11 protein-coding genes are annotated in these 14,161 nt (G+C 68.4%); 5 read left to right on the forward strand and 6 right to left on the reverse strand.

The window, feature by feature from the left end:
* The first annotated feature begins 43 nt into the window (after positions 1-43).
* Positions 44-2,014 (forward strand): hypothetical protein, encoded by a 1,971-nt coding sequence (locus tag PFX90_RS05425; RefSeq protein WP_285711367.1) that lies wholly within the window; start codon positions 44-46, stop codon positions 2,012-2,014.
* Here the strand turns inward: PFX90_RS05425 and PFX90_RS05430 are convergent.
* The 5 genes from PFX90_RS05430 to ahpC all read right to left on the reverse strand — a co-directional run bounded on the left by PFX90_RS05430 (position 2,011) and on the right by ahpC (position 10,210).
* Complete coding sequence (locus PFX90_RS05430; protein ID WP_285711368.1) at positions 2,011-3,150, reverse strand: GNAT family N-acetyltransferase; 1,140 nt, start codon at positions 3,148-3,150, stop codon at positions 2,011-2,013. The two genes, PFX90_RS05425 and PFX90_RS05430, sit on opposite strands and share 4 nt — an antisense overlap.
* 112 nt (positions 3,151-3,262) lie before the next feature.
* Positions 3,263-5,098 carry a gamma-glutamyltransferase family protein gene (locus PFX90_RS05435; protein WP_285711369.1) on the reverse strand — a complete coding sequence of 612 codons (1,836 nt, stop codon included), beginning with the start codon at positions 5,096-5,098 and terminating at the stop codon, positions 3,263-3,265.
* A 206-nt stretch (positions 5,099-5,304) separates the two neighbouring features.
* A complete protein-coding gene (gene katG, locus PFX90_RS05440; RefSeq protein ID WP_285711370.1) occupies positions 5,305-7,524 on the reverse strand; it encodes a catalase/peroxidase HPI in 2,220 nt (739 codons plus the stop codon).
* A gap of 311 nt (positions 7,525-7,835) precedes the next feature.
* Positions 7,836-9,425 carry an alkyl hydroperoxide reductase subunit F gene (ahpF, locus tag PFX90_RS05445; RefSeq protein WP_285711371.1) on the reverse strand — a complete coding sequence of 530 codons (1,590 nt, stop codon included), beginning with the start codon at positions 9,423-9,425 and terminating at the stop codon, positions 7,836-7,838.
* A 218-nt stretch (positions 9,426-9,643) separates the two neighbouring features.
* Complete coding sequence (gene ahpC / locus PFX90_RS05450) at positions 9,644-10,210, reverse strand: alkyl hydroperoxide reductase subunit C (RefSeq protein ID WP_285711372.1); 567 nt, start codon at positions 10,208-10,210, stop codon at positions 9,644-9,646.
* A gap of 451 nt (positions 10,211-10,661) precedes the next feature.
* Here ahpC and PFX90_RS05455 point away from each other — a divergent pair, with 451 nt between their 5' ends.
* The 4 genes from PFX90_RS05455 to PFX90_RS05470 all read left to right on the forward strand — a co-directional run bounded on the left by PFX90_RS05455 (position 10,662) and on the right by PFX90_RS05470 (position 12,798).
* Entirely contained in the window at positions 10,662-10,934 is a 273-nt protein-coding gene (locus PFX90_RS05455; RefSeq protein ID WP_285711373.1) for a hypothetical protein, read from the forward strand.
* 57 nt (positions 10,935-10,991) lie between these two features.
* On the forward strand, positions 10,992-11,948 hold the full coding sequence (locus PFX90_RS05460; protein ID WP_285711374.1) for an NAD-dependent epimerase/dehydratase family protein: 957 nt from the start codon (positions 10,992-10,994) through the stop codon (positions 11,946-11,948).
* Positions 11,949-12,052: 104 nt separating this feature from the next.
* A complete protein-coding gene (locus PFX90_RS05465; RefSeq protein ID WP_067400024.1) occupies positions 12,053-12,298 on the forward strand; it encodes a helix-turn-helix transcriptional regulator in 246 nt (81 codons plus the stop codon).
* A complete protein-coding gene (locus tag PFX90_RS05470; RefSeq protein ID WP_285711375.1) occupies positions 12,298-12,798 on the forward strand; it encodes a hypothetical protein in 501 nt (166 codons plus the stop codon). Before PFX90_RS05465 ends, PFX90_RS05470 begins: the two co-directional genes overlap by 1 nt.
* Positions 12,799-13,069: 271 nt before the next feature.
* Here PFX90_RS05470 and aroC read toward each other — a convergent pair whose 3' ends face one another.
* The gene (gene aroC, locus PFX90_RS05475) at positions 13,070-14,140 is read right to left on the reverse strand and encodes a chorismate synthase (protein WP_285711376.1); all 1,071 of its coding nucleotides are present in this window, start codon (positions 14,138-14,140) and stop codon (positions 13,070-13,072) included.
* Positions 14,141-14,161 lie beyond the last annotated feature (21 nt).

The raw sequence follows: 14,161 nt of genomic DNA on the forward strand, positions 1-14,161 counted from the left end.
CCGTCCGGCACGGGCCTTGGGCGAGCAACAGGGGGACGCGCGAGTGCCGAAGACAGCGAGCCTGCCTGCGCCGATCCGCAACAGCTGGCTGCCGCATCTGGCGCTCGGCGTCACCGGCCACCGCGCGACCAACCCCGCCTACTCCGCCCACGCCGCCGCCATCGCCGCCGCGCTCGAGGCGCTGTTCGCGCGGATCGACGAAATCTGCGCCGGCCTGCCCGGGACGCGCGGGCCGGTGCGGCTGCACAGCCTGCTGGTCGACGGCACCGATCAGGTCGCGGGCGAGCGCGCGCTGGCGCGGGGCTGGGACCTGGCCGTGCCGCTGCCCTTCGGCGCCGCGCTCAACTGCGCGATCAACGCCCACCCCGATACGCTGGCCGATATGGAGGCCCTCCTCGCCGGACGGCCCGCCGCCAATCCCGCGGTCGAGGCCAAGGCCGCCGCGATCCGCGCGATCACCGCGCGAGCGCGGATGTTCGAACTCGCCGACCGCGATGCCGAGATCGAGGCGCTGTGGCGCGCGCACCTTGCCGCTCCGCAAGACCCTGCCGCCGCGCGCGCTTTCGATGCGCTGGTGTCGGACAAGGTCGCGCTGGCAGGCCGCGTGATGATCGAGCACACCGACCTCGTCGTCGCGGTGTGGGACGGCAAGGTCGCCAATCTGCCGGGCGGCACCGGCCACACCGTCGCCGAGGCGCTGAAGCTCGGCGCACCGGTGCTGCTGATCCACCCGGCGCGGCCCGACACATGGCGCATCCTCGGCCGCCCGGAGGAGCTCGGCGTGCCCGCCGATCCCGCCGCCGCGCCCGATTTCGCGCGGCTCGAGGCGATCATCCGCGCCGCCGTGGTGGTCGAGGGCTGGAGCCCGGCGGAGCTCGACAAGGAACGCTGGCACCCGGCATCGAGCCGCCTGTTCGGGCTCTATCGCCGGATCGAGCGGGTGTTCGGCGGCGGGGGCGGTGCCTTCGCCTCGCTCAAGACCCACTACGAGGCACCCGAGGCGATCGTCACGGGCAGCGGGGCGGAGGTGGTCGCGGCCGCCGCCGAGATGCCCGGCGGCGATCCGGCGGTGGTGCGCGAGCTGACCGAGGACGTCCTGCCGCTGTTCGCCTGGTCCGACGGCATCGCCAGCCGCCTTGCCGATGCCTACCGTTCGGGGATGTGCGTCAACTTCGTGCTCGCCGCGCTCGCGGTGATGGTCGGCATTCTCTACCTCCCGGCGGGGATGAAGGAGAGCAAGTGGGGCTTTGCCGCGATCGAGTTGCTGCTGCTCGGCGGCATTCTCGCGCTGACCGCGGCGGGATCGCGGCTGGCGTGGCACGGGCGCTGGTTCGCGATGCGGCGCGTCGCCGAATATCTGCGCCACGCGCCCGCGCTGCTGCTGCTCGGCGTCGCGCGGCCGACGGGGCGCTGGCCCCGCGTGAGCGGCGGCGCGGAGTGGCCCGAGCATTTCGCCCGCCACGCGCTGCGCGATGTCGGCCTGCCCAAGGTCGCCGCGACCCGCGACTATATCCGCAGCGGGCTGGAGCGGGTGGTGCTCCCCCATGTCTCCTCGCAGCGTCGCTACCACATCGGCAAGGCGCACAAGCTCGAGACCGTCCACCACCGGCTCGACAAGGTGGCCGAAGCCTGCTTCGCGCTCGCGGTCGTTTCGGTGATGGCCTATCTGACGCTCAAGGGCGCAGGCGCGCTGGGGCTGATCGACAAGCATTGGGCGGGCACGCTCTCGCCGCTGTTCACCTTCTTCGGGGTTGCCTTCCCGACGCTGGGCGCAAACCTTTCGGGCATCCGCTACTTCGCCGATTTCGAACGCTTCGGGGCGATCTCGCATGTCGCGGCCGAGAAGCTGCGCGCGATCGAGGAGCGGATCGGGCTGCTGCTCTCAGGCGCGCCCGAAGCGCTCACCTATGCCGCCGCCGCCGACCTCATCCACGCTCTCGACGAGGCCGTGGTCGAGGAGATCGCGAGCTGGCAGTCGGTGTTCGGCGCCAAGCATCTGGCGCTGCCCGCTTAGCTCCACTGCGCGCGTATCGCCCGCGCGAACAGCGCGCGCCGCGCCGCGCCGCCTATGGCAATCGCGAAATCGGCGAATTCGCGCCGCTCGGGCCACAGGGCGTCGGTGCCCGGATCGCAACCCGCGCCCACGTCGAAGCGGGTCAGCCCCTCGAGCGCGGCGAGTGCGGTCACCCGGCGCATCAGCAGGCGGTGCGGCGAACAGGCGGCCATCCGCGCGTCATGCGCGCAGGCAAGGCCATAGCCCCGCCCGTCGGACACGAGCCAAGCCGACATCGCGACGATCGTCTCGCCCGCGCTGAGGCTCGCCAGCCGCACCGCGCCGCGGCGATGGCCTTCGCGGACCACGCTGCGCAAGGCCTCGGGCTCCGGGCGGGCGATCCCGCCGCCGCGCTCGAGCGCGAGGAAGGCGGCGAGCCACGGCTCGCAATCGCCCGCGCGGTTATGCAGCGCGAGCCGCACCGGGCCGAGGCGGGCGGCGAGCCGCTCCTCGAGCTGCGTCAGGCGTTTTTCGAACACCTCGGCCGCGCGCGGGTCGCCCGGTCGGCCGGCAATCCGCGCACGGCGCAGGGTGCCCGGCCCGCGGTGGATGAGGCGGCCCTGCTCGGCGCACAGATCGGCGAGGGCTAGCGTCGCTGGATCGTCGAGCGGGAGACTGCGCGCGATGAGGCCCGCGGCCATGCCGGGGCGCTGGTCGAGCCGGGCGAGCAGCGCCGCCCAGAAGGCGCGCTCGCTCCCCGGGCGCAGCAGCGGGGTGCCGATCCCGCCGACCGGGCAATGCCAGCTGCGCAGCACCGGCAAGGGCGATCGGGGGGCGAGAAGGCCGGGGCCCAGCGGCAGCGCGCCGAGCCAGTCGCCCGCCGCGCCCTCGACCACGGCAAGGCGCAAGCTTTGTCCGGCGCGGACAAAGGCAGGCGCCATCAGCCAGTCGGCGGCAAAGACATTGCCCGGCGCGGCCTCGCGGCCGAGCGCGGCCCAGCGCTGGAAGTCGGGCATGGCGAGCCGGTCGGCGCGCAGCAGCCCGACGCGCAGCCGTTCGTCCCCCGGGGCGGGGGCGGGACCAAGGCGCACGCCCGGGCGCACGCGCCCATCGCGCGCGGCATCGGCCGGCACCGAGATGGGGTCGATCAGCGACATGATTGCGGCCCTGTGCGAGAAACCCTGCTCGAATACTCGCAGGTTTACGCTAGATCGGGTGAAAGGCCGGTTAACGCTGTGATTTGGCCGACAATTTTTCCCGAGGCCGGTGTCAGTAGCCGCTTGCCTGCCCGTCCTTCCGCATCTCGGTCGCGCCGGTGTAGACGCCGCTCACGGGATCGCGCGCGATCGCCTGATAGCCGCCGAAGGGGATGCCGGTGGTCTCGACCTCGACCTTGTGACCCATCGCCCGCAGGGCCTCGACCGTGGCTGCGGGGATGCCCGGTTCGACCTGCAACACGCCGAGCATGTCGACGGGCGCGGTGTCGGCGGGGCTTCCTGCCAGCGCATCGGTCGGCTGGCGCCCGCCATCGTGGTGGAGCCGCGCCGCATCGCCCGCCTCCTGCAGGTTCATGCCGTAGTCGACGAGGTTGACCAGCACCTGCACATGCCCCTGCGGCTGCATCCCGCCGCCCATCAGCCCGAAGCTCGCCCAGGGCTTGCCGTCCTTGCGGATGAAGGCCGGGATGATGGTCTGGAACGGCCGCTTGGCGGGGGCATAGGCGTTGGGGTGCGCGGGATCGAGGCTGTAGAGCTCGCCCCGGTCCTGGAACATGAAGCCGAGCCCGTCGGGCACCAGCCCGCCGCCCATGCCGCGATAGTTCGACTGGATCAGGCTCACCATCATCCCCGAGCTGTCGGCGACGGTCATGTAGGTGGTGTCGCCCTCGCCCTCGAGCTTGGGAGCGATGAGGGCACCGGGGCTGAAGGCGGGGGTGGCCTTGGCCGGGTCGATCAGGGCGAAGCGCTGCTTGCCGTATTCGTCGGAGAGCAGCTCCGCCGGGGTCTTCGCAAAGGCCGGGTCGGCATAGAAGCGCGCGGCATCCTCGAAGGCGAGGCGCTTGGCTTCGGTGATGTAGTGGAGCACCTCGGGGCTGCCGCGCTCCCATTGGGCGAGGTCTACGTTCTTGAGAATGTTGACCATCTGGAGCGCCGCGAAGCCTTGCGAGTTGGGCGGCAGCTCGCACAGCTCGTAGCCCTGGCGATAGGCGACGCAGGCGACGTCCACCCATTCGCTGCGGTGCGCGGCGAAATCGGCGAGGGTGAAGGCGCTGCCCTGCCGTTGCAGGTAGTCGACCATCACCTTGGCAAGCCGGCCCTCGTAGAAGGCATCGCGCCCTCCGGTGGCGATGGTCTCGAGCGTGTTCGCCAGATCGGGGTTGCGGAACATCTCGCCGGGCCGGGGCGCGCGGCCGCCCGCGAACCACACCTTGCGCGCGTTCTCGAACTCGAACGGGGTGGTCTTCAACTGGCGCTCGTAATTCTTCAGCCCACGGTCGAGATACATCGCGATCACCGGCGCAACCGGGTGCCCCTCGCGCGCATAGCGGATCGCAGGCGCGAGCACCTCGGCCATCGGCAGCTTGCCGTATTTCGCGTGAAGTTCGAACCACGCGTCGACCGTGCCGGGGATGGTGACGGGCAGCGGCCCGACCGGCGGCAGGCTGGTCGCGCCCTTGGGGAGCTTGGCCTTGAGCTGCTCCAGCGTCTGGCCCGAGGGCGAGCGGCCCGATCCATTGAGGCCGACGAAATCGCCGCTCGAGGGATCCCAGACGATCGCGAAGAGATCGCCGCCGATGCCGTTGCCGGTGGGCTCCATCAGCCCGAGCGCCGCGTTGGCGGCAATGGCGGCATCGACCGCCGAGCCGCCCTGCTTGAGGATGTCGAGCGCGATCTGGGTCGCGAGCGGATGCGCGGTCGCGGCCATGCCATTGGGCGCGACGACCGGAGAGCGGCTCCACTCCGCCCCCACCGGCCGTGCGCCGGGGCCGATGCCCTGCGTCGCTTGCGGTGTGGTGTCGGCGGGGTTGGGGGCGCTGTCCTGCGCAGCGAGCGGCAGGGCGACGAGGGCGGAGGCGGCGAGCGCGAGGGGAGCAAGTTTCAGCATGAGCCGCACCCTAACTCCCGCGCTGTCCGGTGCAAGCGCCCGTGCGCGGTGTGGCGTTGCTGGCGAGGCCTTTCGGCCTCGCGCGTGGCCGCTGGCGGGGGCCCCTCGGCTGCGCCATCGGGGGCCCCACCCGCGCCCTGGGAAAAGCAGAAGGGCCCCCGGCGTTGCCGCCGGAGGCCCTTCGTTCCTCGTTCCGCAGGTGCGGATCAGGCGTGATACTTGGCCCAGGTCACGTCGAAGCGGTCGGCGTTCATCACCTTGTTCCAGGCCGAGATGAAGTCGCACACGAACTTGCCCTCGTTCCCGCTCTCGGCATAGACCTCGGCCTGCGCGCGCAGGATCGAGTTGGAGCCGAAGACGAGATCGGTGCGGGTCGCGCGCCACTTTTCCTCGCCCGTCGCACGGTCGACGCCGACATATTCCTCGTCCCCCGAGTCATCGACCGGCGACCACTTGGTCCCCATGCCGAGCAGGTTGCGGAAGAAGTCGGGGGTGAGCTTGCCCGGGGTTTCGGTCAGCACGCCGATGCGGTGGCCGTGGTGCGCGTGATCGCTCACCGCGCCCAGCGCCCGCATCCCGCCGACCAGCACGGTCATCTCGGGGATCGACAGGCCGAGCAGGTGTGCCCGGTCGATCAGCATTTCCTCGGTGCGGACCTGCGCCTTGGTCTTGAGGTAGTTGCGGAAGCCGTCAGCGAAGGGCTCGAGCGGCTCGAAGCTTGCCGCGTCGGTGTGCTCTTCGGTCGCATCGCCGCGCCCGCCGAGGAAGGGCACGGTCACATCGAAGCCGGCATCCTTGGCCGCCTTCTCGACCGCTGCCGAACCTGCCAGCACGATCGCGTCCGCCATGCTGAGGCTGCCGCGATGCGCTTCGATGGTGTCGAGCACCTTGCCCAGCTCAGCCGGGTCATTGACCGCCCACGAACGCTGCGGCTCGAGCCGGATGCGCGCGCCGTTGGCGCCGCCGCGGTGGTCCGAGTTGCGATAGGTCGAGGCCGAGGCCCAGGCCGCCTTGACCAGCTCGCGCACCGACAGGCCCGAGTTCAGGATGGCTTCCTTGAAGCGGGCGACCTCCGCATCGGAGGGCGTGGTGCCCGCCGGGACGGGGTCCTGCCAGATCAGCGTCTCTTCCGGCACTTCCGGCCCGAGGTAGCGGATCTTCGGACCCATGTCGCGGTGGCACAGCTTGAACCACGCGCGGGCGAAGGCATCGTCGAGCGCCGCCTGATCGTTCAGGAACCGCTCGGAAATCTTGCGATATTCCGGGTCGTTCTTGAGCGCCATGTCGGCGGTGGTCATCATGGTCGGCACGCGCTTGTTCGGGTCGCGCGCGTCGGGGGCCATGTCCTCCGGATCGGGGTTGATCGGAGTCCACTGGAAGGCGCCCGCGGGGCTCTTCACCAGCTCGAAATCGTACTTGAACAGCAGCCGGAAGTAGTCGTTGCCCCACTGGGTCGGGTTCGGCGTCCACGCGCCCTCGATCCCCGAGGTGGTGATGTTGCCCGCGGCGATCTCCTCGGCATCGTTGAGCCAGCCGAAGCCCATCAGGTGGAGGTCCTCGCTCTCCGGAGCGCCGCCGAAGGTGTCGGCGGGGTGCGCGCCGTGGGCCTTGCCGAAGGCGTGGCCGCCGGCGGTGAGCGCGACGGTTTCCTCGTCGTTCATCGCCATGCGCGCGAAGGTCTCGCGCATGTCGCGGGCCATGCCCTCGGGGTCATGCGGGTTGCCCTGCGGGCCTTCGGGGTTGACGTAGATCAGCCCCATCTGGATCGCGGCGAGCGGGTTTTCGAGTGCACGGCCTTCCTTGGGGTGGATGCGGGTGGGGACGCCTTCGTTGACCCACTGCTCTTCGGTGCCCCAGTAGACGCTCTCAGGCTCGAAAACGTCGGTACGGCCACCGCCGAAGCCGAACACGGGACCGCCCATGCTCTCGATCGCGACATTGCCGGCGAGGATGAAAAGGTCGGCCCAGCTGATGTTCTTGCCGTATTTCTGCTTGATCGGCCACAGCAGGCGGCGGGCCTTGTCGAGGTTGCCGTTGTCGGGCCAGGAGTTGAGCGGGGCAAAGCGCTGCTGGCCGCTGTTGCCGCCGCCGCGCCCGTCACCGGTGCGGTAGGTGCCCGCCGCGTGCCACGCCATGCGGATGAAGAAGGGACCGTAGTGGCCGTAGTCCGCCGGCCACCAGGGCTGGCTGTCGGTCATCAGCGCGGTGAGATCGGCCTTCAGCGCCTTGTAGTCGAGCGCGTTGAACGCCTCGGCATAGTCGAAGTCCTCGCCATAGGGATTGGCGCTCTTGCCGCCTTCCTTGAGAATGTCGACCTGCAGCGCCTGCGGCCACCAGTCGCGGTTGGTGCGGCCCAGCAGGTTGCGCAGATCCACGCTGCCGTGGAACGGGCAACCCCCGCTCATCTCTCCGGTTTTTGCGTCCATGATAGTCTCTCCTCTGACATGGCGAAATGCAGACTCGCGTCGCTGCCGCGTAGCCTATGGGGAGAGAATGACGCTTTCAGGAACTTGCGTCCAATCGATTAATGCGCGTTTTTTGATTGAGCGGGGCGATTAGTGAGGAGTGGCGAGCGGGCACAAAAAAGCCCCCTCCTCTTCAGAGGAGGGGGTTGGGGGTGGTGGCGCGGCGCGAAGCGTCGCGCTCTGCGGCATTCACCACCCCGCTGCGACTAGGCCCGGATCAAGTCCGGGCCAAGTCTCGCGGCCCTCCTCTCAAGAGGAGGGCGGACTGTGCCTCAAGCCGCCTGCGCCACCTCTTCCACCGGCTCGTTGCGGATCAGGAAGTCGAACGCCCCCAGACCCGCCTTCGCGCCTTCGCCCATGGCAACGACGATCTGCTTGTGCGGCACGGTGGTGCAATCGCCCGCGGCGTAGATGCCGGGAATGTTGGTCGCGCCGTGATCGTCGATCACGATCTCGCCGAACCTGCTGAGCTCGAGCCCGGTCTCGCGCAGCCATTCGGTGTTGGGGACGAGGCCGATCTGGACGAACACGCCTTCCAGCGCGATCCGGCGTTCCTCGCCATTGGCGCGGTTCTTGACCACGAGGCCGTTCACACGGGTGCCGTCACCCAGCACTTCGGTGGTCTGGCCGTTGGTGACGATCTCGACATTCGGCATCGAGCGCAGCTTGCGCTGGAGCACCTCGTCGGCGCGCAGCTTGGTGTCGAACTCGATCAGGGTGACGTGGCCGACGATCCCGGCAAGGTCGATCGCCGCCTCGACGCCCGAATTGCCGCCGCCGATCACCGCGATGCGCTTGCCCTTGAACAGCGGGCCGTCGCAGTGCGGGCAGTAGGCCACGCCCTTGTTGCGATACTCCGCCTCGCCCGGCACGCCGAGGTTGCGCCAGCGCGCGCCGGTGGAGAGGATCAGCGAGCGGGCCTTGAGGGTCGCGCCATTGGCCATCACCACCTCGTGATAGCCGCCGACGTCCTTCGCCGCGCGCAGTTCCACCGCGCGGGCGAGGTCCATCAGGTCGATCTCGTATTCGCCGACGTGCTTCTTCAGGCTGTCGGTGAGCTTCGGGCCTTCGGTGTAGGGCGTGCCGGGGAGGTTCTCGATCCCGAGCGTGTCCATCAGCTGCCCGCCGAAGCGCTCCGCCGCGATGCCGGTGCGGAAACCCTTGCGCGCGGTATAGACCGCCGCCGCCGCGCCCGCCGGGCCGCCGCCGATCACCAGCACTTCGAAGGGCGCCTTGGCGGCGAGCTTCTCCGCCTGCTTCGCGTCGGCATTCTTGTCCAGCTTGGCGAGGATCTCGGCGAGTTCCATCTTGCCGTTGTAGAAGGGCTCGCCGTTGAGGAAGGTCGCAGGCACCGCCATGATGTCGCGGCGCTCGACTTCGTCCTGGAAGGTGCCGCCTTCGATCAGGGTCGCGGTGATACGCGGGTTTTCGAGCGCCATCAGCGTCAGCGCCTGCACCACGTCGGGGCAGTTGTGGCAGCTGAGCGAGAAGAACATCTCGAAGTGATAATCGCCCTCCAGCGCGCGGACCTGCTCGATCAGGTCGGCATCGACCTTGGGCGGGTGGCCACCGGCCCACAGCAGGGCGAGCACCAGCGACGTGAATTCGTGGCCCATCGGCAGACCGGCAAAACGCACCCACTTCTCCGCATCGCTTGCGCGGCGGATGACGAAGCTGGGCTTCCTCGCATCGGTCCCGTCAAAGCGCGCAGTGACGAGGTCGTGCAGCGAGGCGATCTGCTCGATCAGCGCGCGCGTCTGGCGCGACTTCTCGCTGTCATCGAGCGAGGCGATCAGTTCCACGCCCTCGCGAAGATTGCCGAGATAGGTCTTGAGCTGGGCCTGCATGGCAGCATCGAGCATGGGTGTCCTCCGGGCGCTGCACGCGCTCTGATAGGGGAAGAAGAGAGAGGGTAACGCGGGACCGGATGCCGCCGCCGCCCGCAAAGGGGGGGAGGTGGGGCGGGGGACATCCGGTCCCGGCTACGACCCGAGGGCTCTTTGAATGGCTCTCGGGATTTTACGGCCGGCGCGGGGCCGAGGGGGAGGGGGAGAAGCCCCGCGCGGCCGGTCTCGTCAGGTCAGATCTTGCCGACCAGATCGAGCGAGGGGGCGAGCGTGTCGCTGCCTTCTTCCCACGCCGCCGGGCAGACCTGACCGGGGTTGGCGCGCACATACTGCGCGGCCTTGATCTTGCGGGTCAGTTCGTTGGCATTGCGGCCCACGCCCTCGCAGGTGATTTCCATGATCTGGACCACGCCGTCGGGATCGACCACGAAGGTCGCACGGTCGGCAAGCCCGGCGCCTTCACGCAGCACGCCGAAGTTGTTCGACAGCACGTGGTTCTGGTCGCCCAGGAACGGGAAGGTCAGCTTGCCGATCTTGTCCGAGGTGTCGCTCCAGGCCTTGTGGCTGAAGTGCGTGTCGGTCGAGACGGCGTAGACTTCGACGCCCATCGCCTGGAGGGTGGCGTACTTCTCGCCCATGTCTTCCAGCTCGGTCGGGCACACGAAGGTGAAGTCGGCCGGGTAGAAAAAGAACACCGACCACTTGCCCGCGAGATCGGCGTCGGTGACGGTGAAGAAGTCCTTGCCCTTCTGGAAGGCGGTGGCGGTGAACGGCTTGAGGGTCGAACCGATGATACCCATGGGAGTTTGTCCTTATCCGGGTTGGTTGAGAGGAAAATCGACGCTGCCCAGATAGCGATTGCCGCGCTGCACAAAAGTGGATTGTTGCGATTGCGAAGATCGCTTTTTTCAATCAGTCTGGCGGGAACCAATCGCTTTTTCCGCCACAGTCCTGCATGGGCGGAACGCGCGCGCAATGGCTGCCGGGACTAACGCGGGGAGCTGGGTCAAACTTGCGCCGAGACGTGGCGGACGTGCTGCCAAGCGTGCAACGAACACAATCGCGCGTTGCAAAGGCACGATAAAATATCTTTAATCCTAATTATATTACAAGAAATCCCGATTAACGCGCAACTGACCGACCCCTTCGTCATCCGCTGGAGCCAAGGGTGATTTGCGCTGCCTGCAGCGCCGTGGCATCAAAACCGGACGGGCGGGGGCACGCACAAACTCGGTAGGGAAAGACGTCCACATGTCCGACGAATATGCCAAGCCCGCCATCACGCCGATCGCGTTCGATTTCGACACGGCCCGGCTGGCACCCGACCAGACCGCCATCACCTTGTCGCGCAAGGACGTTCTGGGCATCGTCCAGTCGGCCTTCGAGGAACTCGGGCCAGCCAGCGAGAAGCTCATCGCGGTCAAACGCGAGGTGCTCGCCGAGGTCGCCGACGGGCGGCCAGCCCATGCCCTGCGCACCGCGATTGTGGGCGCGGCCAGGGCCCGCTGCACCTGCTGCCGCTGATCGCCGCAGCATCCGCACCCCCTTGCGCGGCGCACGCGGATCGTTAGCTGAGAGGCCATGCGCGTTCTCCTCACCGGATCCTCGGGCTGGCTCGGCCGCTTTCTAGCGCCGCTGCTGGCGAACGCAGGGCACGAGGTGACCGGGCTCGACATTGCTCCAGGGCTTCACACCGATGTGCTTGGGAGCGTCGCCGATGCGGGTCTGATCGAACGGCTGTTCGCCGAACGCGGCTTCGCGGCGGTGGTCCACGCGGGCGCGCTGCACAAGCCCGACATTGTCCGCTACCCCGCGAGCGCCTTCATCGACGTCAACCTCACCGGCACCCTGAACCTGCTCGAGGCGGCGGTGCGGCACGGGGCGGGGCGGTTCGTCTTCACCTCCACCACCTCGCTGATGATCACCCGCGCGATCCGCGACGAGGTGGCGGCAGAGGCGGTGTGGCTCGACGAGGCCAGCGGGCCTTTGCAGCCGCGCAACATCTACGGCGTCACCAAGCGCGCGGCCGAGGAACTGTGCCGCCTGTGGCACGATGTCCACGGATTGCCGGTGATCGCCCTCAGGGTCTCGCGCTTCTTCCCCGAGGACGACGACACCCACGCCGTTCCCGCGGGCGAGAACCTCAAGGCGAACGAGTTCCTGAACCGCCGCCTGACGGTGGAGGACTGCGCCGCCGCGCATATCGCCGCGCTCGACGCCGCGCCGCGGGTGGGCTGGGGCGTCTATGTGGTGAGCGCCCCGCCGCCTTTCACACCCGCCGATGCCGCGCGGCTGAAGACGGACGCGGCGGGGCTGATCGCGGAACGCTTTCCCGAGGCGCCTGCGCTCTACGCCGCGCGCGGCTGGGTGCTGCCGCAGAGCATCGGGCGGGTCTACGACCCCTCGGCCATCGAGCGCGATCTGGGCTTCCGCTGCCAGACCGACTTCGCGGCGGTGCTGGCGGCTCTGCGCGAGGGGCGCGCAATGCCCTTCACCCATGATCCGGGCTATGTGCCGCCCAAGGAACTGGGGCGCTAAGACCACCCAATTTTGCCGTTGCACAGGAAATGCCTGACCTCCTGCGCCGTTGGCTCAAGCGAATATCTGTTGTGTAAACGCAACGAATCGCATATCAGGGCTGCATGACGAGGGAAATCCACAATCGAATCGCCATGTTCCGGGCCGATGCGGGGATGACCCGCCGCGAGCTGGCCGAAGCCGTCGGGGTCAACCCCCAGACCATCGGCTTCCTCGAGCGCGGCGATTACAAGCCCAGCCTGGAACTGGCGATGTCGCTTGCCGAAGTGTTCGGCGTGAGCGTGGAACTGCTGTTCTCGTTCGAGCCGTTCCCCTCGCTCTCGCAAGCTTTGCAGAAGGGACGCGAATGATGGCTTACGAAGGAAACAAGGTGTCGGAGCGGCTCGACCGGCTGGCGATTGCGGGGCTCGGCACCAATGCCGAAAGCGGGTTATCGCCGCGCCTGTCGATCCTTGCCAATCTGGTGTTCATGGCCGCAGGCATTGCGGGGCTGGTGCTGTGCGCGCAAGGCGACGTCGGTCCCGGCATCGTGTTCGGAGCGATGTTTGGTGCAGGCACGCACTCGGTGATCGTCGAGTATCGCAAGCGCGGCAATGCGCCGCTTGACGAGCGCGAGCGGGCGATCTTCTGGAAGGCTATGGCGATTGGCGCTCTCGTGCCGAGCGTATTGGCGGCCTTGTGGGCGCTGTTTCTGGCGTCGTTTGCCGATCAGGGCATGTGGTACCCCGACAGGCCCGAAGAATGGCGGGCGGCCGGGTTCTTCCTTTTGGGGCTGACCAGTCAGATCTCCAACATCGCGAGCGCGTGGATGACGCCGGCCTATGCCGCCGAGCTGCTCGACGACGAGTGACACAACCTCATCCGGAGATGGAAAATCTCGAAGGGACGCAGATGATGGGATATAGAAGGAACATGGCCGCCAATTGGAAGCACATTGGCGCGAACGCAGCGCTGATGCTGGTTGCGACGGCCGGGATGATCGCTGCGGCAAGGGGCGTTCCCCTCGGCACTCGGGTTCTTTCTTCTTGGCCTGATGATGCAGGTCAAGAACCTCACGGTTGCCGTGACCACGCCGCCCTATGAGGTGGAGGTCGACGAGGTGCACTGAGCCGCTGAGCCGCTTAGCCCACTTGCCCCCGGTGCAGCAGCTTGTGGTCGGCCAGCACCAGCGCCATCATCGCCTCGACCACCGGGGTGCCACGGATGCCCACACACGGATCGTGGCGGCCCTTGGTGACCACCTCGACCGCCTCGCCCGCAGAGTTGATCGATTCCACCGGCGTCAGGATCGAGGAGGTCGGCTTGAACGCTACGCGGCACACCACCGGCTGCCCGGTCGAGATGCCCCCCGCTGTGCCGCCCGCGTGGTTGGCGAGGAACTCGGGCTTGCCGCCCTCGCCGGGGCGCATCCGGTCGGCGTTTTCCTCGCCCGAGAGGCGCGCGGCTTCGAAGCCGTCGCCGATCTCGACGCCCTTGACCGCATTGATGCTCATCATCGCGGCGGCGAGGTCGCTGTCGAGCTTGGCATAGATCGGCGCACCCCAGCCGGCGGGGACTCCGGTCGCGACGCATTCGACGATCGCGCCCAATGACGATCCGGCCTTGCGCGCGGCATCGACCTTCTCCTCCCAGCGCTTCGCCGCAGCGGCGTCGGGGCAGAAGAAGGGGTTGTTGGCGATTTCGGCTGCATCGAAATTCGCCATGTCGATCCGGTCGCCGCCCAGCTCGCACACATAGGCGGTGATGGTGACCTCGGGGATCACCAGCCGCGCCACTGCGCCCGCCGCCACCCGCGCCGCGGTCTCGCGCGCGCTCGACCGCCCGCCGCCGCGATAGTCGCGGATGCCGTATTTCGCGTCATAGGCGTAGTCGGCATGGCCCGGGCGATAGCGTTGGGCGATCTCGCTGTAGTCTTTCGAGCGCTGATCGGTGTTCTCGATATGCAGCGCGATCGGCGTGCCGGTGGTGCGCCCCTCGAACACCCCCGACAGGATGCGCACGATGTCATCCTCGCGCCGCTGGGTCGTGAAGCGGCTGGTGCCGGGCTTCCTCGCATCCATGAAAGGCTGGATGAATTCCTCGGAAATGGCGAGCCCCGGCGGGCACCCGTCGACGACCGCGCCCAATGCGGGCCCGTGGCTCTCTCCCCAGGTGGTGAAGCGCAAGACGCGCCCGAAGGTGTTCCAGCTCATGCGTCGCCCTCTGGCGCAAGT

This window comes from Erythrobacter oryzae (assembly GCF_030271515.1).
In the GTDB taxonomy this organism is placed as follows: Bacteria; Pseudomonadota; Alphaproteobacteria; order Sphingomonadales; family Sphingomonadaceae; genus Erythrobacter; species Erythrobacter oryzae.